General features: G+C 35.4%; 18 protein-coding genes and 1 riboswitch. Of the genes, 14 read left to right on the forward strand and 4 right to left on the reverse strand.

All coding sequences use genetic code 11. The annotated features are described in order from the left end of the window. The first annotated feature begins 10 nt into the window (after nucleotides 1-10). The 13 genes from FA045_RS02695 (at nucleotide 11) to FA045_RS02755 (ending at nucleotide 14,961) form a co-directional block, all read left to right on the forward strand. Nucleotides 11-1,162, forward strand: coding sequence for an O-antigen polymerase (locus FA045_RS02695; RefSeq protein WP_136874171.1), 1,152 nt, complete (start codon nucleotides 11-13; stop codon nucleotides 1,160-1,162). Nucleotides 1,163-1,167: 5 nt separating this feature from the next. Further along, nucleotides 1,168-1,881 carry a glycosyltransferase gene (locus FA045_RS02700; RefSeq protein WP_136874173.1) on the forward strand — a complete coding sequence of 238 codons (714 nt, stop codon included), beginning with the start codon at nucleotides 1,168-1,170 and terminating at the stop codon, nucleotides 1,879-1,881. Nucleotide 1,882: 1 nt separating this feature from the next. Further along, entirely contained in the window at nucleotides 1,883-2,659 is a 777-nt protein-coding gene (locus FA045_RS02705) for a glycosyltransferase family 2 protein (protein WP_136874175.1), read from the forward strand. Next, a complete protein-coding gene (locus tag FA045_RS02710) occupies nucleotides 2,656-3,234 on the forward strand; it encodes a DapH/DapD/GlmU-related protein (protein WP_136874177.1) in 579 nt (192 codons plus the stop codon). The genes FA045_RS02705 and FA045_RS02710 overlap by 4 nt, the downstream gene beginning before the upstream one ends. After that, nucleotides 3,231-4,364 (forward strand): SDR family NAD(P)-dependent oxidoreductase, encoded by a 1,134-nt coding sequence (locus FA045_RS02715; RefSeq protein ID WP_136874179.1) that lies wholly within the window; start codon nucleotides 3,231-3,233, stop codon nucleotides 4,362-4,364. Before FA045_RS02710 ends, FA045_RS02715 begins: the two co-directional genes overlap by 4 nt. A gap of 1 nt (nucleotide 4,365) precedes the next feature. Beyond that, nucleotides 4,366-5,388 carry a CgeB family protein gene (locus FA045_RS02720; RefSeq protein ID WP_136874181.1) on the forward strand — a complete coding sequence of 341 codons (1,023 nt, stop codon included), beginning with the start codon at nucleotides 4,366-4,368 and terminating at the stop codon, nucleotides 5,386-5,388. Further along, nucleotides 5,385-6,278, forward strand: a complete 894-nt coding sequence (locus FA045_RS02725; protein WP_136874183.1) for an NAD-dependent epimerase/dehydratase family protein — start codon at nucleotides 5,385-5,387, stop codon at nucleotides 6,276-6,278. The genes FA045_RS02720 and FA045_RS02725 overlap by 4 nt, the downstream gene beginning before the upstream one ends. Before the next feature lie 5 nt (nucleotides 6,279-6,283). Beyond that, the gene (gene gmd, locus FA045_RS02730) at nucleotides 6,284-7,411 is read left to right on the forward strand and encodes a GDP-mannose 4,6-dehydratase (RefSeq protein WP_136874185.1); all 1,128 of its coding nucleotides are present in this window, start codon (nucleotides 6,284-6,286) and stop codon (nucleotides 7,409-7,411) included. A gap of 403 nt (nucleotides 7,412-7,814) precedes the next feature. After that, nucleotides 7,815-8,747, forward strand: coding sequence for a GDP-L-fucose synthase family protein (locus FA045_RS02735; RefSeq protein WP_136874187.1), 933 nt, complete (start codon nucleotides 7,815-7,817; stop codon nucleotides 8,745-8,747). Beyond that, on the forward strand, nucleotides 8,734-9,846 hold the full coding sequence (locus FA045_RS02740) for a mannose-1-phosphate guanylyltransferase (RefSeq protein WP_225871246.1): 1,113 nt from the start codon (nucleotides 8,734-8,736) through the stop codon (nucleotides 9,844-9,846). Before FA045_RS02735 ends, FA045_RS02740 begins: the two co-directional genes overlap by 14 nt. Before the next feature lie 195 nt (nucleotides 9,847-10,041). Continuing rightward, nucleotides 10,042-11,016 carry an MraY family glycosyltransferase gene (locus tag FA045_RS02745; RefSeq protein ID WP_225871247.1) on the forward strand — a complete coding sequence of 325 codons (975 nt, stop codon included), beginning with the start codon at nucleotides 10,042-10,044 and terminating at the stop codon, nucleotides 11,014-11,016. A 387-nt stretch (nucleotides 11,017-11,403) separates the two neighbouring features. Further along, entirely contained in the window at nucleotides 11,404-13,344 is a 1,941-nt protein-coding gene (locus FA045_RS02750) for a polysaccharide biosynthesis protein (RefSeq protein WP_136874189.1), read from the forward strand. Nucleotides 13,345-13,347: 3 nt separating this feature from the next. Further along, nucleotides 13,348-14,961: a capsule assembly Wzi family protein gene (locus tag FA045_RS02755; RefSeq protein WP_136874191.1), complete on the forward strand. Its 1,614-nt coding sequence runs from the start codon at nucleotides 13,348-13,350 to the stop codon at nucleotides 14,959-14,961. An 886-nt stretch (nucleotides 14,962-15,847) separates the two neighbouring features. Here FA045_RS02755 and FA045_RS02760 read toward each other — a convergent pair. The 4 genes from FA045_RS02760 to dxs all read right to left on the reverse strand — a co-directional run bounded on the left by FA045_RS02760 (nucleotide 15,848) and on the right by dxs (nucleotide 23,897). Then, entirely contained in the window at nucleotides 15,848-16,801 is a 954-nt protein-coding gene (locus FA045_RS02760) for a methylenetetrahydrofolate reductase (protein ID WP_136874193.1), read from the reverse strand. 134 nt (nucleotides 16,802-16,935) lie between these two features. Beyond that, on the reverse strand, nucleotides 16,936-20,637 hold the full coding sequence (gene metH, locus FA045_RS02765; protein ID WP_136874195.1) for a methionine synthase: 3,702 nt from the start codon (nucleotides 20,635-20,637) through the stop codon (nucleotides 16,936-16,938). 128 nt (nucleotides 20,638-20,765) lie between these two features. After that, a riboswitch (SAM riboswitch) is annotated at nucleotides 20,766-20,879 on the reverse strand. Nucleotides 20,880-20,998: 119 nt separating this feature from the next. Further along, entirely contained in the window at nucleotides 20,999-21,925 is a 927-nt protein-coding gene (gene fcl / locus FA045_RS02770) for a GDP-L-fucose synthase (RefSeq protein ID WP_136874197.1), read from the reverse strand. A 43-nt stretch (nucleotides 21,926-21,968) separates the two neighbouring features. Continuing rightward, the gene (gene dxs / locus FA045_RS02775) at nucleotides 21,969-23,897 is read right to left on the reverse strand and encodes a 1-deoxy-D-xylulose-5-phosphate synthase (RefSeq protein ID WP_136874199.1); all 1,929 of its coding nucleotides are present in this window, start codon (nucleotides 23,895-23,897) and stop codon (nucleotides 21,969-21,971) included. Between the two features lie 362 nt (nucleotides 23,898-24,259). On the opposite strand from dxs, the gene glyA reads away from it, so the two are divergent. After that, nucleotides 24,260-25,531 carry a serine hydroxymethyltransferase gene (gene glyA, locus FA045_RS02780; RefSeq protein ID WP_136874201.1) on the forward strand — a complete coding sequence of 424 codons (1,272 nt, stop codon included), beginning with the start codon at nucleotides 24,260-24,262 and terminating at the stop codon, nucleotides 25,529-25,531. The last annotated feature ends 19 nt before the right edge of the window (nucleotides 25,532-25,550 follow it).

The following is a 25,550-nucleotide window of genomic DNA, read 5'->3' on the forward strand; positions in this document are numbered from 1 at the left end:
ATTTATATAAATGTGGAATAGAATACTAAATCCGTTTTTTGTGTTCACAGCGATGTGGTTATTTGTTATATATCTAATTAACTTACAATTAACTAAGAATATAAGTAGGTTAGATTCACCTGGATTTCAAATTATTTATATCAACATAGTTACTGGTTTAATAATATATTTAGTTTTCTATTTTATTTTTTACAAGAAAAGAGTTATTAATCAATCGCCAAGTGCACTTCAATATAAAATTTCTCTAAAATTTGCGAATAGGTCTTTCTACTTGTTTTTGTTTTTGACAGCACTAGATATAATATACTCTGGTGGTGTTCCATTGATATGGTTGTTTACCGGTTCTGCAAAAAGCTATTTAAATTTAGGTATTCCCTCTATAAGGGGGTTTCAATATACATTATACTTATTTACATTTACAGTGTTTGTTTATCTTCTGAAATTTCACAAATTCAAAAATTGGAAAATTAAAATAGCAATATTAATCTTATTGCCATTTCTAATGCTTGCTAGAGGCTTGTTGATTTACACAATACTTCAAATATTTTATATTTATATATACGATAAAAAAATAAGCTTTAATCAAATCAGGAATATTGCAATTTTTTCTATCATATTAATATTGATTTTTGGTGTTATAGGAGATATTAGAGGTGAATATGCAAACCCTTTTGCTCCTTTAATTACAGATAATCCTGGTAATCCATTAAATAACCTACCAAGTGGCTTCACATGGATTTATATCTATATAACAGCTAATTTTAATAATATTTTATTGACAATTGGGACATTTCAGCCATCATACACATTTATAGATATTTTCTATAATTTAGTTCCTGGCTTTCTCAAACAGTTTTTTACTTCGAGTGACAAGGCATCTCCACTTATAACTGATGCTAGTTTAAATGTTGCTTCTTTTTATGCTGGTTATGTAACTTCTTTTGGAGTAGTTGGCGGGATTTTTGGCGGTATTATTTTACAAACAGCTGGTACATATTATTATTTTAAAGCTAAAACTTTAAATATTGGCTATCTGGTGGCTTATGCAATAATATTCACGTGTATTTTTTTAAGCGTTTTCTTTGATGCATTTATGACTGTAAGTAGTTTTTTTGGAATAATATTATCTGTAATTCTAGCCAATAGATTAAAAAATAAATAATATAAATGATAACGATAGTTACAGCGATTAAAAATGGAGAAAAAGATATTTTAAACTTAATTTTTTCTTTAAACAATCAAACGTCTACAAATTTTCAATGGTTGGTCATTGATAGTTTGTCTACGGATAATTCGATAAACTTAATTAAGGAAAATGCCACATTTAATTTCAGGATATATTCTCAAGAAGATTTTTCAATTTACCATGCAATGAATATTGCAGTAGCTAAATTAGAAACTGAATATTATTGTATAGCTGGTTGTGATGATACATTTTCTCTTGATTTTGTCTCAAAAATAAATGCGATTCTCAGTAAAAAAAAATATGATTTAATTCTTGGATGTGTATTTTCAAAGAACAAAACTATTTTTCCATTTGTTACAAAAAAATGGTTATCGCCAGTAAATGCTTCTCATAGTGTAGGAACCGTAATAAGAACTGATATTCATAAAGTTGTAGGAATGTATTCAAGAATGTACCCGATAGTTGCCGATAAAAAATTAGTAATGGATATTGAGAGAAATTCAACAAATATTTATTACTCAGAATCAATATTCGGAGAGTACTCTCAGGATGGTTTTAGTTCTGTAAATTCTTTAGCTTACATATGCGATTTATTCAAATTACAAGTATCATATAATAATAAAATATTACTTCAGATTTTGTTGTTTATTTTTAGGATTTCAAAACTTTTACTTTTTTCAAAGAATAAAGTGTAATATGAAAGTGTCAGTAATTATACCAGCATACAATGCCCAGGATACGATTATAACAGCATTAAATTCAGTGTATAATCAAACGTATAGGAATATCGAAATTATAGTTATAAATGATGGTTCTACAGATTCTACACTAGAAATTTTAAATGATTTTAAGAATAGTAGGAGTGAGAACGACATTGAAATCCAAATTATAAATACCCTAAATGGAGGTGTTTCATCCGCTAGAAACAATGGGCTTGCTAAAAGCAAAGGAGAATTAATAGCGTTACTTGACAGTGATGATGAATGGTTACCTAATAAATTAGAATTTCAAACTAAATATTTTGATAGGTTCGATTTTGTAGCTGCCTGCAGAAATAATGAGCTAATTAAATTTCCGTATAATGTTATAAATAATGATTTCGCGATTATAACTTTAAAAAAACTTTTATTTAGAGTGGCTGGCCATACTTCTACAGCAGTTTTTAGAAAATCAATTATAGAAGATGTAGGTTTTTTTGATGAGCAACAAAGTTATTCAGAAGATGCAAATTACTGGATGAAAATTGCTAAAAAATACCAAATGATTATTTTAGTAAAGTCTCTTGTAATTACAGGTGGCGGTAAACCATCGATTGGACACAGCGGATTATCAGCTAATATTAAAGGAATGGAAACAGGTGCTCAAAAAAATATCGATGAAATGTATGATCTAAAATATATCAATTTTGGTGAATTTTGTTTTTTCAAGGTCTTTTCAACTTTAAAATATATTATGAGAATTATCAGATTATGATTAAAATTATTTGGATAATTAGGGCTTTATTTTATAAACCTTTCTTCGGTAGATTTGACATGATATCATATCTTGGTAAGCCAATTATCATTTTCGGAATAAAAAAAATTTATGTTGGTAAAAATGTCCGAATTTTTCCACATGTTCGATTAGAGGCTCATGGGGAAAATGCTAAAATCACAATTTCTGATGATGTTGCTATTGCTCAGAATGTACACATAACTTCAGGAGCAAATTTAATTATTGGTAAGGCCTCGACTATATTAGCTAATGTTTTTATTACTAACATTGATCATGATTATGAGGAAATAGGAGTGCACATTTTAAAACAAAATTATGTAATTAAGGATACACAAATTGGCGATAACTGTTATATTGGAATTGGAGCTTGTATTCAAGCAGGTACAATACTAGGTAATCAATGCATTGTAGGTGCTAACTCAGTAGTAAGGGGCAAGTTTAGTGATTACTGTGTAATAGCCGGGGTTCCAGCAAAAATTATTAAGAAATACGACCTTGAACGGAAAGTTTGGAGACGAACAAATCCTGACGGGTCTTACAAAGAAAATATATGAAAAATATACTTATAACTGGCGGCGCAGGCTTCATTGGTAGTAACCTAGCCTTAAAATTGATCAAAAATGGTCATCAAGTAACTGTTTTAGATAATCTATCTCCTCAAATTCATGGAGAAGATGCTGAGCGTACTTCACCACTTTATTTAAGTATCAAAGATAAAGTTAAGTTTTTTAAAGGGACAGTTACGTCTAAGTCAGATTGGCAAGATGCCATAAATGGGCAGGATGTGATTGTGCATTATGCTGCTGAAACTGGAACAGGTCAATCTATGTACGAAATACAAAAGTATGTTGATGTAAATGTAAATGGAACAGCCATTATGCTTGATTTGTTGGCCAATGAGCAACACCAAATAAAAAAAGTAGTTATTGCATCTTCTAGGTCTATTTATGGGGAGGGAAAATACATCAATGAAAATGGGCAAAATGTATATCCAAAACATCGTACTGCCGAATTCATGGATAAGGGTGATTTTGAAGTTAAGGATTCAAATTCAAGCAAATTAAAGCTGGTAGCTACTGATGAAGACTCAAAAATACACCCATCATCTGTTTATGGAATAACTAAACAAAATCAAGAACAAATGATCATGACCGTTTGCCCCACTTTAGGCATAGCACCAGTTGCTTTTCGATATCAAAATGTATATGGACCTGGCCAGTCTTTAAAAAATCCATACACAGGTATATTGTCTATTTTTTCAACACAAATTAAAAATGGGAATGGCATCAACATTTTTGAAGATGGAAAAGAAACCCGAGATTTTGTTTTTATAGATGATGTTGTAGATGCAACCATATTGGGGATAGAAAAAGAAGAAGCAAACAATGAAGTTTTTAACGTCGGCACAGGAGTTCCTACAGACGTTATTGCGGTTGCAGAAGGCTTGATTAAAAATTATGGGATAGATGTTCCTATAACAATTAGTGGCAATTATCGTTTAGGCGATATCCGTCATAACTACGCAGACTTAAACAAGATCAAAAGTAAGTTAGGTTTTGAACCTAAGTTCAGTTTTGAGCAAGGGCTTAAAAAATTTACTGATTGGGTAAATACGCAAGAGGTTCAAGAAGATAAATATGCTCAATCTATCGAAGAGATGAAAGCAAAAGGATTATATAAATAAGATGAATTTTTTCCAAGGGAAAAATATTTTAATCATTTCTGTTCAGTTTTTTAATTATGAACACATCATAAGTAAAGAGCTGATCAGATTGGGAGCAACTGTGGATCTTTTTGATGAGAGACCATCTAATTCTTTTTATAGCAAAGCAATCATTAGGCTAAAGAAAAGCTTGTATCAACGTAGAATTGATCAGCATTTTTTAAAGATCTTAAACAAAATTAAGAATAAGCAATATGATTATTTTTTGTTAATTAAAGGAGAAGCTACACCAGTATTTTTTCTTGAACATTTAAAAAAAAATCATCCGAAGATTCAGTTTGTTTATTATACATATGATTCTTTTAAAAATAATCCAAATGGTTTAGAGAACTTGAGGTTTTTCGATAGAAAATTTACATTCGATCACCTTGATGCTAGAATTTACAACTTAGGTTTTCGTCCACTTTTTTTTGCAAACGAATATGCAAATATCAATGAAAATACAACAGATTATCAATATGACCTTTCCTTTATAGGTACAGCGCATTCAGATCGTTATTATATCTCACAAAACATTGCGAGTTGGTGTAAAAATGTTGGTCTTAATATGTTTAATTTTTATTTTTCACCAAGCAAAATCCTTTTTAATATAAAAAAAATAGCTGATAAAAATTTTTTAATGTTTGATAGAAAAAAAATCTCTTTTGATAGTTTAACTCACACTGAAATTATAACATTATATCAAAAATCAAAAGCGATATTGGATATCAATCATCCTGGTCAAAACGGGCTAACAATGCGAACTTTTGAAACGCTAGGTGCTGGTAGGAAATTGATTACAACCAATCCGGATGTGCAAAGGTATCCATTTTATGACCCTAAAAACATATTTATTATTGATAGAAAAAATCCTCAATTGAACATTGAGTTTTTTAACGGTGAATTTAACAGCATTGAAAAAGACATTTATTTTGCAATGTCTTTAACTGGTTGGTTAAAAGAATTATTTGTACAAGAAACTTCTATTTGGGAATTTAAATCATGAAAATACTCTTAACAGGTTCTTCCGGATTTTTAGGTTCTGTAATTTTAGATGTGCTGTCAAATCATGCAGATGTAATATCCCTTTCCAGAAAAAATGCAAACATTATTGCTGATTTAGTTGATGGAACACCTAAACTTCCACAAGTAGATTTGGTTATTCATTGTGCTGGTAAAGCGCATTCAGTACCAAAAACAGAAGTAGAAAAACAAGCTTTTTTTGATGTTAACGTAAATGGAACAGCCAATTTGCTCAAAGGTTTGGAAGCGACGCCAATCCTACCTCAATCCTTTGTATTGATCAGTACGGTTGCGGTATATGGTTGTGAAACGGGTACGCTAATTAATGAAGGTTATCCACTTAATGCTACAGATGCTTATGGGGTGAGTAAGATACAAGCAGAGCAACTGGTAAAAGAGTGGTGTGCAAAACATAACATTATTTGTAGTATTTTGAGATTGCCATTATTAGTGGGTAAAAATCCTCCGGGCAATTTAGGAGCAATGATCAAAGGCATACAGAAAGGTTATTATTTCAACATTGCAGGTGGTAAAGCAAAAAAAAGCATGGTATTGACTAGTGATGTAGCGAAAATAATCCCTGAGTTAGCCAAAATTGGTGGTACTTATAACCTAACTGACGGTTACCATCCCTCATTTGGCAAACTTGCCCAATTAATGGGAAAACAATTGGGTAAAGCGAGGATCAAAAACATGCCTTATTGGCTTGCTAATGTGTTAGGTAAAGCTGGCAACTTATTAGGTAATAAATCGCCAATTAACCAAAATAAAGTAGTAAAAATAACATCAGATTTAACTTTTGATGATTCAAAAGCTAGAAAAATATTAAATTGGAAACCAAATTCTGTTCTTGAAGAATTTAAGATAAAGTAATAAAAATGAAAATAGCATTAATCACAGGCATAACAGGTCAAGACGGCGCCTACCTCGCAGATTTATTATTAAAAAAGGGATATGAAGTTCATGGTATCAAACGCCGTAGTTCTTTATTTAATACAGACAGGATTGACCATTTATACCAAGATCCACATGAGAGCAATATCAAGTTTAAATTACACTATGGTGATTTAACAGATTCTACCAATCTAATTCGTATTGTGCAAGAAGTACAACCAGATGAAATATACAATTTGGGTGCCATGAGCCATGTAAAAGTATCTTTTGATTCGCCAGAATATGTAGCCAATGTAGATGGGATTGGAACTTTGAGGATTTTGGAAGCGGTAAGGATCTTAGGGATGGAAAAGAAAACAAGAATTTATCAGGCTTCAACTTCCGAATTGTATGGGGGAATGCCCGAAAATAAAAACGAAAGAGGTTTTTATGATGAGAATTCACCGTTTTACCCTCGTTCACCTTATGGAGTGGCAAAGATTTATGGGTTTTGGATCACAAAAAATTACCGTGAAGCGTATCACATGTTTGCATGTAATGGGATTTTGTTTAACCACGAAAGTCCGCTAAGAGGTGAAACCTTTGTGACGCGTAAAATAACCAGAGCAACAGCTAAAATTGCTTTAGGTTTACAAGATAAATTGTTTTTGGGTAACCTAAATGCCCTACGCGATTGGGGCCATGCTAAAGATTACGTAGAGGCGATGTGGTTGATTTTACAACAAGATGTACCTGAAGATTATGTGATTGCGACAGGCGTAACCACTACGGTAAGAGATTTTGTTAAATTGTCATTCAAACATGTAGGTATTGAGTTAGCATTTAAGGGAGAAGGGGTAGAAGAGAAAGCTTATGTAGTTTCTTGTGCTAATCCTGCTTATCAATTAGAAATAGGAAGAGAAGTAGTAGCTGTTGATGCAACTTATTTCAGGCCTACAGAAGTTGATTTGTTAATAGGTGATCCAACCAAATCGAAAACGCAATTGGGCTGGAAACCAAAGTATGATTTAGCAGGCCTAGTGGAAGACATGATGGCGGCTGATGTGGATCATTTTAAAAAGGAATTGATGCTAAAAGCCGCTGGTTACAGTGTTAAAAACCAATTTGAGTAATAAATAGTAGGCAAGGTTTGTTTGGTAGGGGTCTTTCGTTGCACTAGCGATGTAAATCGGCACACGTTTGGATGACAAGTTTACGTAGGTTTGTCATTCCTAGGTATTAGCCTGACAAATGCGATTAAGTTAAGTGCAAACGCTGTCAGTCTGAGCGCCTGCCTGCGGTAGGCAGGTAGTCGAAGACTTTTCAATGGTTGTAAATAAAAAATAATTTGTCCTTCGACTTCGCTCAGGATGACAATTATTTTTTATTTCTTGTTAACTTAATGACATTGCGAGCCCGCCTACCGCAGGTAGGGAGTTTCATTATTGAATTCGTTGATAGAAATCCTTCTCCGCGGCGGCGGATCTAGATGACAAAGCAAGCTAAAATTAATCCTTCCAATGATTAGAATAGAAAATGAATAAAACGGATAAAATATATATTGCAGGGCACCGAGGGATGGTAGGATCTGCAATTTTAAGAAATTTACAAGCAGCTGGTTTTAATAATATCATCACCAGAACCTCTGCCGAATTGGATTTGAGAGATACAATAGCCGTGGCTGATTTTTTTGCGAAAGAAAAACCAGCTTATGTTTTTCTGGCTGCTGCTAAAGTAGGGGGCATTGTAGCCAACAATACTTATCGTGCTGATTTTATTTACGAGAACTTGATGATTCAGAATAATGTGATCCATCAGGCCTACTTAAATCAGGTCAGTAAATTGATGTTTTTAGGTTCATCTTGTATCTATCCAAAGTTAGCACCACAACCCTTAAAAGAAGAATATTTGCTAACAGGATTGTTAGAAGAAACCAATGAGCCTTATGCCATTGCAAAAATTGCAGGCATTAAAATGTGTGATGCCTACCGTGCGCAATACGGCTGTAATTTTATTTCGGTAATGCCGACCAATTTGTATGGGCCTAATGACAATTATGATTTAAACAATTCTCATGTATTGCCAGCCATGTTGCGTAAGTTTATTGTAGCTAAGCAAAAAGGAGAACCTAGTGTAACGATTTGGGGAACGGGTACACCAAAGCGGGAGTTTTTACATGCAGATGATTTGGCGGCAGCTTGTATATTTCTAATGCAAACTTACAATGAAGCTGGCTTAGTAAATATTGGTGTAGGAGATGATATTTCTATTTTAGATTTAGCGAAATTGGTTAAAAAAATAGTTGGTTTTGAGGGTGATATTTTAACAGATATGAGCAAGCCAGATGGTACACCCAGAAAATTAATGAATGTAGACAAATTGAATGCTTTGGGTTGGAAGGCTAAAACTACTTTGGAAGAAGGAATTAGCAAAGTTTTCGATGAAGTAAAAAATAATGACTGGAACTAACAACACGCATATTCTAATTATGGCAGGGGGCGTTGGCTCTCGCTTTTGGCCAAAAAGCCGCAACCATTTCCCTAAACAATTTATTGATATTTTAGGTTTAGGTAAATCGCTTTTACAACTCACCTACGAACGGTTTCTACAAATTTGCCCTAATGAACAGATTTATATTTTAACCAATGAAAGTTATGCGGATCTGGTAAAAGAGCAGTTGCCAGACATTTTAACAAGTAATATTTTATTAGAACCTAGCAGAAATAATACTGCGCCTTGTATTGCTTATGCAAGTTATAAAATTGCGAAGATTAATCCAGCTGCAAATATTGTGGTTGCACCATCAGATCACTTGATATTAAAGGAGGAGGTGTTTTTGGCAAAGATCAATGAAGCGCTCACATTTAGTAGTCAACATGATGCTTTGTTAACGTTAGGGATTACTCCAACCAGACCAGATACAGGTTATGGGTATATTAAGTATCAAGATGGAAGTATCAAATATCTAGAAAAGAATAGCGAGGATAGTGAGGTTAAAAAAGTGACAGCTTTTATGGAGAAACCATCTCTCGAAAATGCGCAAAAATATGTAGTGAGTAGCGATTATGTATGGAATGCTGGTATTTTCATCTGGTCTGCTAATTCGATTATTAAGGCCTTTCAAAAGTATGTGCCAGAAATTTCTGATTTATTTGAAAAGGGAATTTCATACTACAATACGGAAAAGGAAACTGATTTTATCAACTCAAATTATCCTTCTTCACAAAATATCTCTATTGATTACGCTATATTAGAAAAGGCAGACAATGTTTACACCATCCCAGCTGATATTGGCTGGTCTGATTTAGGTACTTGGGCATCTTTACACCACGTGGTAGATAAAGACGAGGATGGAAATGCTAGTAGTTGCCAACACATCCATCTCCAAAATACAAATGACTGCTTGATTCAGTTACCAGCAGGTAAAGCTGCTGTGATTAAAGGTTTGTCTGATTATATTGTGGTAGATGATGGGAAAGTATTGTTGATCTATCCAAAATCTGATGAACAGGAGATTAAAGCGGTGGCGGGTAAAATGGTAGCTGATTTTGGAGTAGATTATCAGTAGAAGGATTTTGTTTGCGATTGCAAATCAACGATAGCAGGATTTATTAAAATTATGATACCACCAGCATTAGTTAATGATATAACAGATCTCTCCTCGTGAAAAACTCGTTCGAGATGACGGGTGAGGGAAAAGAACGATGCTTCCTTACACAGCGCTAATTTAATTATTTCCCTATCTTTGGATTTTTATTGATCTATGATGTCACTGCTACCTATCTCGTTTATATTAATTTCTCTTTTTGCCCTAGAGCTGCTGTATTTCAAAATAGCTGATCATTTCAATATTATTGATAAACCCAATGCCCGAAGTTCACATACTGCGATTACTTTACGTGGGGGTGGCATTATATTTATCATTGCTGGTTTAATTTTCTACTGCTATAGCGGATTTCAATACTCCTTTTTCATCTTTGGATTGGTAGCTATTGGAACCGTCAGCTTTTTGGATGATATTCTAACCTTAAACAATAAAGTTAGGCTAGCAGTACATTTATTATCGGTTTTATTGCTTTTTTATCAATGGGAATTATTTGGCTTAAACTGGTATTGGTTGATTTTTGCTGCTGTTTTTGTTATAGGAACCATCAATGCCTATAACTTTATGGATGGAATCAATGGCATAACAGGGGGATATAGTCTAATTACCATTGGTTGTTTGTTTTACATTAATAATCAAGTTATTGAATTAACTTCAAATGATTTATTGCTCATTGTAGGTTTGGCTTTATTGGTCTTCAATTTTTTTAATTTCAGGAAAAAGGCCAAGTGTTTTGCTGGGGATGTGGGAAGTGTAAGTATTGCTTTTATCCTTATATTTTTGCTAGGTCAGTTGATTTTAAAAACGGAGAATTTTGCCTATATCTTATTGCTGCTGTTTTATGGGTTGGACACGGCAACAACTGTATTTTTTAGAAAAATTAGAAAGGAAAATATTTTTGAGGCACATAGAAGTCATTTTTACCAATATTTGGCCAATCATTTGAAATGGAATCATTTGGTGGTATCTGGATTATACATGTTGGTTCAACTCTTAATTAATGCCTTGGTTGTTTTTGTGGTCAGTGATTCTATTTTTGCTGCTCTGCTATTAACTTTTGTAAGCGCTATTTTATTTTTGTGGATTAGGTTTATGGTAGAAGGTAAGGAACGATTGTTAAAAGGAGAGGGTTAATTTTCTGATTCATACCGATGAAGATTAGGTTTCTAATATGGTAGCGGGGCTGTAGAATTTCACTTTCCTACTCAAGCATTAGGATGCCCAGAAAGCTTGTCCCGAATTTACTTCGGGAAGCTGGGCATGACGACTCTCTATTCTTCCGCGTCATCCCGATACAATCGGGATCTTATTGCGGTAGCTGGGCCGAGAATTTTATCTACCCACCCATAGCATTACCATTGCCAGTCGCGTGTTCCGAATTTACTTCGGAAAGCTGGCAATGACGACTCTGATGCATACCAAATAATTGGTATAAATGTTGTGTTAACATTTACCTTATTAAAAATTTTGGTTGGATATAAATTATTATCTTAACTTTACATTTACCTAAGAAATTGTATTTTGTTTACAAAAATAAATATTGTACCTCGTTGGATTATCTTCCTTTTAGATCTGGGCGTTTGTTTGGCTTCCCTGATAATTGGTTATTTTTTAAAATTTAACTTTGATTTTTCTAACTTAGATTTTGTTGATTTTAGTCGTAATATCCTCATTCTTACGCTAATTAATATTGTGGTTTTCTTTAATGTGAAAACTTATGCAGGGATTATTCGCTATACCTCTGCGCAAGATACTTTTAGAATTTTATTTGCCGTATTAATTAGCAATGGAATCTTTTTCTTTGTGAATTTAGGCGTAATTGCCTTAGGCATTAATCCACTAATTTCGAATACCATTCTCATCATTAATGGGCTAACCAGCTTTTTGTTGCTCATTACCTATCGCGTAATGATTAAATATTTTTTCTTGTACATCAAAAACTTACATCTTGATAAAAGGAAAGTGATTATTTATGGTGCAGGAGAAGCTGGTTTAGCCACCAAAAGAACCTTTGATCATGATGCCAAGGTAAATAAAACCATTATTGCTTTTGTTGATGATGACGATAGGAAAGTGGGTAAAACGATTGATGGTATTAAAATTTTAGCAGCTAGTAAGTTAGAAAGCTTAATTACGGAGCATGAGGTAGACGAGATTATTTTTGCCTCTTATACCATTCCTTTAGAACGGAAGAATGAGATTGTAGATGTGTGTTTGGAGAATGAGGTAACCGTGCTGAATATTCCGCCTGCTGATGTTTGGGCAAAAGGGAAAATTAGTACCGCCCAAATTCAAAATATCAATATTGAAGATTTATTGAATAGAAAGCCTATACAGATTAATATTGATGGAATACAAAGTGAACTAAAAGATAAACGAATTTTAATTACTGGTGCTGCTGGCTCTATTGGTAGTGAAATTGTTAGGCAATTGATGAAATTTGAGACTGGATTGATCATTTTATGTGATCAGTCTGAAACAGCATTACATAACATCTATCTCGAATTAGAGGAAACTCATCAAACTACAAATTTTCATGCTTTCGTAGGTGATGTAAGAGACGAGGTGAGGATGGACTATCTTTTTGAAACTTACAAGCCTCACTATGTGTACCATGCTGCTGCGTATAAACATGTTCCTTTAATGGAGGATAATCCAGCAGAGGCGATTAAAACCAATGTAATGGGTACCAAAACCATTGCCGACATGGCGGTAAAACATGGTGTCCAAAAATTTGTGATGATCTCTACCGATAAAGCGGTAAACCCTACCAATGTAATGGGCGCATCAAAGCGTATTGCAGAAATTTACGTGCAGTCGTTAAATAATTCATTGAGCACCAATAATTTTATTTTTAGCAATGGATTAAGCTACATTAATGATTTAAATGTAAAGCCCATCACAAAATTCATCACTACAAGATTTGGGAATGTTTTGGGTTCTAATGGTTCTGTAATTCCTCGTTTTAAACAGCAAATAGAAAAGGGCGGCCCTGTTACGGTAACGCATCCTGAAATTACCCGCTATTTTATGACGATACCAGAAGCTTGTCGTTTGGTATTAGAAGCGGGGTGCATGGGTAATGGTGGTGAGATTTTTATCTTTGATATGGGTAAGTCAGTGAAAATTGTAGAATTAGCTAAAAAGATGATTCGTTTAGCTGGTTTAGAACCTAATCAGGATATTAAAATTTCTTACTCTGGATTAAGGCCTGGCGAAAAACTATTTGAAGAATTGTTGAACGACAATGAGAATACCATGCCAACCCATCATGAAAAAATCATGATTGGTAAAGTTAGAACTTACATCTTTGAGGAAATTGAAACTCAAATTTACACGCTGCTTAAACATGCCAAACAAAATGATGACCGCCAAGTGGTAATGGCCATGAAGGCCTTGGTAAAAGAATACAAATCTAAAAATTCCATATTTGAGGAATTAGATGAGCTCACAAAAGATTAATTCATGAAGAAATTAAGTCTACTTTTTTTGATTGCTTTGTCTGTTATTTACAGTAAAGCACAAGTAACAACGCCCAATCAAATCATTCCTCAAGATTTTCAGTTCTATCAAAAGCTTAACAAATCTGTTTATAGTCAGGATCAAAAATTTCACAGTTCAATTAGAGGTTTTTATGCTGATGATACTAGGTTACAAGTGCGGTATGATTCGCTGATGAACGTAGGAGTGGATAGCTTAAACAAGCGCTCATGGGTACATCGTAAATTGTTCAAGGAGCATTTATTAGAGTTTAGAAGCGATGATTATTTTGTATATGCTGATTTTTTGGGTGATTTTTCTATTGGAAGAGAATTTGAGGAAGGAAAAAACACTTGGCTAAATACGAGAGGCTTTCAAGTTGGGGGTAACATTGGGAAGGAATTTTCATTCTATTTAAATGGATTTGAAAATCAGGGGAAATTTGCCAAGTATTACAATGATTTTGTAGTTCAGAATCGAGTTGTTCCTGGGCAAGGTTTTGGCAAGTTGGGCACAGAAACACAAGATTGGACTTATGTTACCGCTTTGCTATCTTACACGCCCAGCAAATATTTAAATTTGGCTTTAGGTTATGATAAAAACTTTATTGGTGATGGTTATCGCTCGGTTTTACTATCAGACAATACGAGTAATTATTCTTTTTTAAGAGCAAGGGCAACGGTTGGGAGTGTTCAATATCAAACCATTTTCGCCTATATGTTAGATCCTGGCGCACCAAAATTGGCAACCGATCGTAGATTGGGTGATCGAGGTAAATGGATGGCGGCTCATTATTTAGATATCAATTTTACTAAAAAATTCTCTTTTGGTTTTTTTCAGGCAGTAACTTGGGCTGATGCTGAGATAGAAGGTAAAAGAGGTTTTGATTTTAATTATGTCCATCCTTTTGTATTTTTAAGACCGATAGAAAACAACAATACCACCTCTCCTGATAAGATGAGATTAGGTTTTAATGCTAAATATGAAATTTTAAAAAATACTGCCCTTTATGGTCAATTTATGTTTGATGAATTTACCGCCAAAGAGTTTTTTAGTAAAAATGGCTATTGGGCAAATAAGTGGGCTGTACAGCTCGGCTTTAGAGGCTCGGATCTTTTTAAAGTTAAACGTTTAAATTATTTGGCGGAGTTTAATACAGCACGGCCATATACTTATGCACATTTCAATCGCTTATCCAATTATTCAGCGTCTAACCAAGCATTGGCCCATCCTTACGGTGCAAATTTTAGAGAGTTTTTAGGTCTATTAAATTATAGCCTAGGTCGTTTTGATTTTCAAGGGCAGTTGGTATATGCTAAATATGGTTTAGATGCAACTGGGACAAATTTTGGCAAGGACATTTTTAAAGATTATGATACTAGAGAGGCTAATTATGGTAATTTTATCGGACAAGGCTTAGCCACTAATTTATATATCGCCAATGCAAAGGCAGCTTATATGCTAAATCCTAAATACAATTTGAAACTGGAGTTGGGTGTGTTGTTGAGAAGAGAAAGCAATGTGCTTTTACAAAACAATACGGGTTTAATTACTTTTGGTTTGCGCAGTAGCTTCCGCAATTTGTATCAGGATTTTTAAACCCCTAATCCCTCCGATTCAAAATCGGAGCTAACTCTAAAGGGGAATTTTTATGGTTTAGAAGATTTCGATATACGAATTCTGATATTCGATGAGTTAATTTGTTTATTTCGGCGGGTGAGACACCATAACTTTTCGGAGCAAATTTTTTAATGATTATTTATCATATAGAGAATTAGAAAAATTGATAAAAACACGGACTTCGGGTGCAATTAAGATTTATTAGAAGTTATTTTTAGACCTCAGAGAGGTCTTGTATCTATAGCTAATATGCAATTTATGGTGTGCGACCCCAGCTGGGGTCGAATGTATATCTTGCAATTGCTATACAGATGTTATCCCGCTGGGATAATTTAACCCTTCGTTTAATTTTCTAACCATAAATAGACAGTGAAGACATAGGCTAGCGCATTTTTTCCTATATTAACTATGTGCCTATTGTTTAATTTTTAATCTTCCGAACACTAATGGTGAGACACCAGCCGATAAGCGAAATTTGTATCAGGATTTTTAAAGTTTAGGGGGTAGAGTTTAGGGTTTAGAAGATTTCGATATACATCTTCGGACATTCGATTATTTAATTTTTAGTTTCGGCAGGTGAGACACCAGCCGATAGACAAATGGAGATGCTTCGCAGGCTCTGCATGACAGACTTTAATTAAAAAATACTATATGTATTTTTAACTTTCAAAATTTATTATCGGATATATGGTAGTTACTTTTTGATAGTTTCGGCAGTTGAGACACCAGCCGATAGGCGGAAGACCATTCGTCATCTCGAACGCAGGAGAGAGATCTGTCCCAGATTGGTTCTGAAGCAGATTTCTCCTCGTTCCTCGTTCGAAAGGACGGCATTATTTTGTTTTTGATAGAGTCTTATATTCATTTAAAATATCGCTCTTGCTATTTCCTTTGTTTGTGCTGGCTTACCCATGGTGTAAAAGTGCAATACTGGTGCGCCGAACTCAATTAATTCGTTGCACTGCTTGATCATAGCAGCAGTGCCAATTTCCTTTGCTTCGGCATTACTTTTTGCCTGTGATAAGTCATCAACTAAATCATCCGGTAAATCAATGTGAAAGATTTTAGGCAGCACATTTAGTTGAGTAAGTGTGCTGATAGGTTTTAAGCCTGGAATGATGGGTACATTGATGTCATTCTCTCTACATTTTTTTACAAAGTCGAAATATTTCTGGTTATCGAAAAACATTTGGGTTACGATAAATTCTGCACCCATGTCTACTTTTTTCTTTAAAAATTTAAAGTCGGCATTTAAGTTAGGGGCTTCAAAATGTTTTTCAGGGTATCCGGCAACACCGATGCAAAAATCACTTTTAAAAGTCTCCACATCTTCATGCAAAAACTTACCATCGTTATGGTTTTTGATGTGAGCTATAAGGTCGGTTGCGTAACAGTGACCGCCTTTGGTAGGGATAAACGAATTGTCTGCAGCACGAGCATCGCCCCTTAAAGCGAGCACATTATCAATACCTAAAAACTGTAAATCGATTAAGGCATTCTCCGTTTCTTCTTTGGTAAAGCCACCACAAATTAAATGCGGTACCGCATCAATTTTATATTTATGGATAATTGCTGCGCAAATTGCAATGGTGCCTGGGCGTTTGCGATAGGCCACTTTTTGCAGCAATCCATTGTCTTGTTCTTTATAAATATAATCTTCTCTCAATGAAGTTACATCAATAAACGGCGGATTGAACTCTAATAGCGGATCAATCGCATCGTAGATCCATTGAATACTTTGTCCTTTTATTGGAGGCAAAAGTTCAAATGAGAATAAGGTTTTACCGTTTGCGTTTTTAATGTGTTCTGTGATCTTCATTTTAGCGTAGTGAGTTTGCGTATTGAGATTAGCTTGCTTTGTATATCTTATCTTTATTTCGGTTGGTGGAGACACCAACCGAGGCTGTAATTTTAATGTTTATATTTCGCCCTCCCCCTTTAGGGGGTCGGGGGTTAATAAGCCAAATTCGGGCTCAGCCATTTCTCCGCCTCTTCCAAACTCATTCCTTTTCTTACTGCATAATCTTCTACTTGGTCTTTTGTAATTTTCCCTAATCCGAAATAACGAGATTGAGGGTGCGCAAAATAAAAACCACTAACTGCTGCAGTTGGGTACATGGCATAACTTTCGGTTAAGCGTAATCCAATTTTATTTTCGGCATCGAGCAAGTTAAACAAAGTTCCTTTTTCGGTATGCTCCGGACAAGCTGGATAACCTGGCGCAGGGCGAATACCTGCATATTCTTCCTTGATTAATTCTTGATTGCTCAAATTTTCATCTTTTGCATAACCCCAATATTCTTTACGAACTAACTCATGCATCCGTTCGGCAAAAGCTTCAGCTAATCGATCGGCCAATGCTTTAATCATGATGCTATTGTAATCATCGTGGTTTTTTTCGAATTCTTCCACTAAGGCATCAATACCAATTCCTGTAGTAACAGCAAATCCGCCAAAATAATCTTGGACGCCACTTTCTTTTGGAGCTACAAAATCTGACAAAGCATAGTAAGGTTCGCCAGCCATTTTTTCCGCCTGTTGGCGAAGGGTGTGGATAGCAATATTAGATTTGAGATTTGAGATTTGAGATTTGAGACCTTCTACCTTCCCACCTTCAACTTCGAGTAAAATATCATCTCCAACAGAATTTGCGGGCCAAAAACCAATTACGCCTTTTGCGGTTAATAGTTTTTCGTTAACAACTTTTTTTAATAAGGCTTGTGCTTCATCAAATAGTTTTTTGGCTTCATCGCCAACAAATTTATCATCAAATATTTTAGGGTAACTGCCTCTTAATTCCCAAGTATGGAAAAATGGAGTCCAATCGATATAAGGAACCAATTCATCCAATGGGTAATCTTCAAAAACCTTAGTTCCTGTAAATGTTGGCTCGGTTACTACTTTATCTAGGTCGATTTGGAATTTATCAGCTCTTGCTTCTTCAATAGTTTTAAACCGCTTGTCAGAACGTTTGTTTAAATGCGCTTCACGAGCTTTATCATACTCTGCCCTAATGCCTGCCACATATTCAGTCTTTGTTTCAGGATTCATCAAAGTGCTACATACCGTTACACTTCTCGATGCATCTAAAACGTGAATTGCTGGTCCAGAATAATTTGGCGCAACCTTAACCGCAGCGTGAATTCTAGAGGTAGTCGCACCACCAATAATCAATGGAATTGTAAAACCTTCACGTTCCATTTCTTTAGCAAAATGCACCATTTCATCTAATGATGGAGTAATCAGGCCACTTAAACCAATAATATCTGCATTAATTTCTTTTGCTTTTTTAATGATGTCCTGAGCTGGGACCATTACGCCCATATCAACAATCTCGAAGTTGTTACAGGCTAAAACTACGCCAACAATATTTTTTCCGATATCGTGAACATCACCTTTTACGGTGGCCATCAACACTCGACCTGCCGAGGAGTTTTGATCTTGGTCTGGATTGTCTAGTTTTTCTTGTTCGATAAAGGGTAAAAGATAAGCAACTGCTTTTTTCATTACCCTAGCAGATTTTACTACCTGAGGTAAAAACATTTTTCCGGCACCAAATAAATCCCCAACAATATTCATCCCGTCCATTAACGGGCCTTCAATTACTTGGATCGGTCTGGCATATTGCTGGCGAGCTTCTTCCACATCGTCATCTAAATATTCTACAATTCCTTTTACCAAAGAGTGAGATAATCTTGCTTCAACCGTTCCTTTTCTCCATTCTTCATCACGAACAATTTCCTTTCCTTTGCTTTTAATGGTATCGGCGTATTCTACCAATCGCTCGGTAGCATCATCTCTTCTGTTTAACAATACATCTTCTACACGTTCTAACAATTCTGGCGGAATTTCTTGATAAACTTCCAACATCCCTGCGTTAACAATTCCCATGTCTAAACCAGCCTGTATGGCATGATATAAAAATGCAGAGTGCATCGCTTCACGAACGGTATTATTTCCTCTAAAGGAGAACGAAATATTAGAAACACCACCACTTACTTTAGCATGTGGCAAGTTTTGTTTTATCCACCTTGTGGCGTTGATAAAGTCAACTGCGTAATTGTTATGCTCTTCTAAACCAGTGGCTACAGTTAATATATTTGGGTCGAAGATGATATCCTGAGCAGGGAAACCTATTTCACCTACTAGAATATCATAACTTCTTTTACAGATTTCTTTTCTACGTTCAAAGTTGTCGGCTTGTCCTTTTTCGTCAAAAGCCATCACCACAACCGCAGCGCCGTATTGCATAATTTTACGGGCACTTTCCCTAAATTTTTCTTCGCCTTCTTTTAAGGATATAGAGTTAACAATTCCTTTTCCTTGCAAACATTTTAAGCCATTTTCTATCACCGACCATTTAGATGAATCGACCATGATTGGTAATTTAGAAATATCAGGTTCTGATGCGATTAGGTTCAAGAATTTGGTCATTGCCGCTTCCGAATCTAACATTCCTTCATCCATGTTCACATCGATGATTTGTGCACCACCTTCTACTTGTTGTAAGGCAACAGCAAGGGCAGCTTCATAATCTCCACCTAATATTAATTTTGAAAATTTTGGAGAACCTGTAATGTTTGTTCTTTCGCCAATGTTTACGAAAATACTTTCTGGCGTAATGGTTACTGGCTCCAGCCCACTTAAACGCATATATGGCTCAATAGTTGGGATTTTTCTTGGTGGTGCTTTTCTTGCTTTTTCGGCAATACAACCAATATGTTCTGGCGTTGTGCCACAACAACCCCCTACAATATTTACAAAGCCAGCGGCGATAAAATCATCTACCAAATGTGCAGTTTCATGAGGCATTTCATCGTAAGCACCAAACTCATTTGGTAAACCAGCGTTTGGATAGGCAGAAACATAACATCCTGCTTTTGCGGCCAATTCTTCAATGTGAGGACGCATTTCTTTAGCGCCCAAAGCACAATTAAATCCAATACTTAATGGTTTTGCATGCATTACCGAATTTAAAAAAGCTTCGGCAGTTTGGCCAGACAATGTTCTTCCAGAAGCATCGGTAATGGTGCCAGAAATCATAATCTCTAGCTTTCTACCAATTACTTCTTCATATTTTTTAATGGCAACAATAGCCACTTTTGCATTTAAGGTATCAAAAATAGTTTCGATTAACAGTACATCAGAGCCGCCATCAACTAATCCACGTACTTGCTCATAATAAGCTTCTTCCAATTCATCAAAATAAACAGCTCTATAACCTGGGTCGTTTACATTTGGCGACATAGACAAGGTTCTGTTTGTTGGGCCAATGGCACCAGCTACAAAACATTTCCTGTCGGGATTTGCAGCCATAAATTCGTTAACAGCTTCTTTAGCCACCCTTGCCCCTTCAAAACTCAGCTCGTAAGAAATGTCTTCCATTTGGTAATCGGCCATGGAAATGCGTTGCGTACTAAAGGTATTGGTTTCGATAATATCAGCACCTGCTTTTAAATATTCCAAGTGAATAGCTTTGATAATATCTGGTCGTGTGATATTAAGCAAATCGTTATTGCCTTTTACATCACATGGGTGATCTGCAAAACGCTCTCCCCTGAAATCTTCCTCAGTTAAGGTATAGCGCTGTATCATGGTGCCCATTGCACCATCTATAATTAAAATACGTTTTTCTAGTTCTTCTCTAATATCCATACTTGTAGTAGATATGAGATGTGGGATGTGAGATGTGAGATAGGATAGACAACAATGTCCCAAATCTCAAATCTAATGTCTCAAATCTCTAAAGCCTATAAAAAAGTCTGGATTGTCTTTTCTCCTTAAACTTATCTTCTCTCGCTCCCGATAAATCGGGACTGGATTAGAAATTAGCACCTTGTTGGCACAGGTTGCTAAGACTTCGTTGGGTCTAGTCCCTCCGTCTTTCTTAATAAGCAATACAAAGGTGCAACATCCGCTTATCAATTCCAAAAATATAGCCTGTATAACCAAATAAAATTACAAAGGCTACGCAAATCTGCGTAGCCTTCGGTATAATATTCTGAAATTGATCTTTTTAGTGTTTATTTAGGTAATCCTGATAGGCTAGGTTTAACCCTTCTTCTAATTCAATTTGATGTTTCCAACCTAACGCATGTAATTTAGATACATCCATCAATTTACGAGGAGTGCCATCTGGTTTTGAGCTGTCGAATGTAATATTGCCTTTAAAGCCTACAACTTTTTGAATTAATAATGCCAAGTCTTTAATCGTTAAATCTTCACCTGTACCAATGTTAATCAAATTTGGTTCATTGTAGGTTTGCATTAAAAAATAACAGGCATCAGCTAGGTCATCGGCGAAAAGAAATTCACGCATTGGTGTGCCTGTTCCCCAAATTAACACTTCATTTGCATTTGATTTTTTAGCTTCATCAAATCTTCTGATTAAAGCAGGCAATACATGAGAGTTTTGGGGATGGTAATTATCGTTATAGCCATACAAATTAGTTGGCATCACAGAAATAAAGTTACATCCATATTGTGCTCGATAAGCATCGCACATTTTAATGCCAGCAATTTTAGCAATGGCATAAGGTTCATTGGTTTCTTCTAACAAGCCAGTTAATAAATAATCTTCTTTTAATGGCTTTGGGGCAAGTTTAGGGTAAATACAGCTCGAGCCCAAAAACATCAATTTTTTAACACCAGTTTTATAAGATTGGTGAATTACATTATTTTGAATGGCCAAATTTTCGAATAAAAAATCTGCACGATAGGTATTGTTAGCTATAATACCACCTACTTTAGCAGCGGCTAAAAAAACATAATCAGGTTTTTCTGTATCGAAAAATTCTTCTACTGCTTGTTGATTTCTCAAATCCAGCTCTGCTGAAGTACGTGTTATGATCTGTAAAAAACCTTCGTTTTGTAGTTTACGGTAAATGGCTGAGCCGACCATACCACGATGCCCAGCTACATAAATTTTCGCACTCTTTTCCATGTGTTTATTTTTTTATACCCAACGCTTTTAAAGCGTGAGCAGGCTAAGAGGCTATGGTTTTAGTAGTTCTGCTTACGGCTATTTTTTTTATTTCGGTAATGATTGCATTTTTATCATAACCACAAATAGACCAAAGTTCTGGTTGTTCGCCATGTTCAATAAATTCATCAGGGATGCCTAATCTTACTACATTAGCTTGATATTGATGATCTGCCATGAACTCTATAATTGCACTACCCATACCGCCTTGTAAACAGCCATCTTCTATTGTAATGATGTTTTTGAAACGTGTAAAAATGTCGTGGAGCATAGCAGCATCTAATGGTTTTACAAAGCGCATATCAAAATGTGCTGGAAAAATACCTTCGCTATTTAATTCTTGACAAGCTTCTACAGCAAAATTACCAACATGCCCAATTGAGAGAATTGCTACATCTTCGCCATCACATATTTTTCTGCCTTTGCCAATTTCTAAAGCTTTAAATGGTCTTTTCCAATCGGGCATAACCCCATTACCACGCGGATAACGAATGGTAAAAGGACCAATATTTTCTTGCTGAGCTGTATACATTAAGTTACGCAACTCCTCTTCATTCATTGGTGATGCTACTACCATATTTGGGATACAACGCATGTAAGCCAAATCATAAGCGCCATGGTGAGTTGCGCCATCGGCACCTGCTAAACCAGCCCTATCTAAACAAAAAACAACATTCAGGTTTTGTATGGCCACATCGTGGATGACTTGATCGTATGCTCGTTGCATAAAACTCGAATAGATATTGCAAAATGGAACCAAACCCTGCGTGGCTAAACCAGCTGAAAAAGTTACCGCATGTTGCTCTGCAATACCTACATCAAATGCTCTTTCGGGCATGGCTTTCATCATGATATTTAATGAGCAGCCAGAAGGCATAGCAGGCGTAATACCCACTATTTTAGCATTTGCTTCTGCTAATTCTACCATGGTATGTCCGAAAACATCTTGGTATTTTGGTGGCTGAGGTTTATCTTGGATAGATTTTTTAATTTCCCCTGTAATTTTATCGAACAAGCCTGGCGCATGCCATTTGGTTTGATCTTTCTCTGCCAAGGCAAAACCTTTACCTTTAACCGTTACACAATGCAACAATTTAGGGCCAGGTATATCTTTTAAGTCTTTAATGATAGCTGCCAAACGTTTCACGTCATGGCCATCAACTGGGCCAAAATATCTAAAGTTTAAAGCTTCGAACAGATTGCTTTGTTTGAGTAAGGTGCCTTTGATACTTTTTTCTATCTTTTTAACATATTTATGTGCATTTGGGCCCAATTCTGATAGTTTACTGAGCACATGCGAAACATCATCGCGAAAGCGATTATAAGATTTTGATGTAGTAATACTGGTTAAATATTCTTTTAGTGCACCTACGTTCGGATCGATAGACATACAATTGTCGTTCAAAATCACTAAAACGTTCGAGTTTTCTATTCCTGCATGGTTTAATCCTTCGAAAGCCAAACCTGCTGTCATGGCGCCATCGCCAATAACTGCCACATGCTGACGGTCATTTTCGCCTTTATAGTGAGAGGCAACTGCCATACCCAATGCAGCAGAGATAGAGGTAGAAGAGTGACCTACGCCGAAAGTATCATATTCACTTTCGCTAATTTTTGGGAAGCCACTAATGCCATTAATAATTCTATTGGTATGGAATTGAGCTCTTCTTCCTGTTAAGATTTTATGCCCGTAGGCTTGATGACCAACATCCCAAACCAACTTATCATAAGGTGTATTAAGTGCGTAATGAAGCGCAACGGTAAGTTCTACCACGCCTAAACTGGCGCCAAAGTGGCCACCATTTACACTCACAACGTCAATAATATATTGACGTAATTCTTGACAAATTTGTTCAAGATCTTGTTCGCTATACTGCTTTAAATCAGCAGGATAATTGATTGTAGCTAATAAGGGACCAGTCTTAACTTCCATGCATTATATTAAATTACAAATTACGGTATTTTGTTTAATACTTTTATCATTATTTAATGTCAAAATTTGTAAGATTTTTTCTGTACAAATTGTCTTATTCTATCGCATTTGCTTATTGGTTTAGGCAATTGTTTGGTTGCCTAAACAATTAAAGCGGCATTCTTGTGTCATTTTTTACCCATACATAAAAAGCTAAGTGCACCAAACAGCAGTTTTGCTGAGCTTATGGATGCCAAATTAAAAATTAATGACCTATCAATAAACGCCCAAATATGTTACAACAATAATATTTAAAGCTATTGCACTCAAGGTGTTGAATTAAGGGATAAATTCATTATTTTTACCAAAAATACTTTTCCATAATGAACAGAGACACTATAATTTTTGACTTAATTAACAACGAATTAGATAGACAGGAACATGGACTTGAACTGATTGCTTCAGAAAATTTTGTAAGCAAACAGGTAATGGAGGCTGCGGGTTCTGTATTAACCAATAAATATGCAGAGGGTTTGCCCGGTAAGCGTTATTATGGCGGTTGCCAAGTGGTTGATAAAATTGAAAATCTAGCGATTGAAAGAGCCAAAAAATTATTTGGTGCTGCTTGGGTAAATGTACAGCCACATTCTGGCGCACAAGCAAATGCTGCGGTTATGCTTGCCGTAATACAGCCTGGTGATAAAATTTTAGGTTTCGATTTATCTCATGGTGGTCACTTAACACACGGTTCGCCAGTTAATTTTTCTGGCAAATTATATCAGCCACATTTTTATGGAGTTAAAAAAGAAGATGGTTTAATCGATTATGCGAAATTAGAAGAAGTTGCCTTGGCAGAAAAGCCAAAATTGATTATTTGTGGTGCATCGGCTTATTCGAGAGAATGGGATTATGCATTTATTCGTAAAGTTGCAGACAAAATAGGAGCACTAGTGTTAGCTGATATTTCTCATCCGGCTGGATTTATTGCAAAAGGTTTATTGGCTAATCCGTTGCCACATTGCCATATTGTAACTACTACAACACATAAAACATTACGTGGTCCACGTGGTGGGATGATTATGATGGGACAAGATTTTGAAAACCCTTGGGGATTAAAAACGCCAAAAGGAGAAGTGAAAATGATGTCGGCATTGTTAGATATGGCAGTTTTTCCGGGTACTCAAGGTGGCCCATTAGAACATATTATTGCGGCTAAAGCAATTGCTTTTGGAGAAGCTTTAACCGATGAATATGGTGATTACATTAAACAAGTGGGGGCTAATGCACAAGCAATGGCTAAGGCATTTGTTGCTAAAGGTTACGGTATTATTTCTGGTGGTACAGATAACCACTTGATGTTAATTGATTTACGCAATAAAAACATTACCGGAAAATTAGCTGAAGCAGCTTTAGAAAAGGCAGACATAACAGTGAACAAAAATATGGTTCCGTTTGATGATAAGTCTCCATTTGTTACTTCAGGCATGAGAGTTGGAACGGCTGCAATAACTTCGAGAGGGTTTAAAGAGACTGAAATGCAAGCAATTGTAGATTTAATTGATGAGGTTTTAACAAATCCGGAAGATACTTCAAATTTAGAAAGTGTAAAATTAAAAGTGCAAAAAATGGTAAGTCGGTTTCCTCTTTATAAATAAGTGATCGTACGCCATATGA

The organism is Pedobacter cryotolerans, assembly GCF_005116475.1.
Lineage (GTDB): Bacteria > Bacteroidota > Bacteroidia > Sphingobacteriales > Sphingobacteriaceae > Pedobacter > Pedobacter cryotolerans.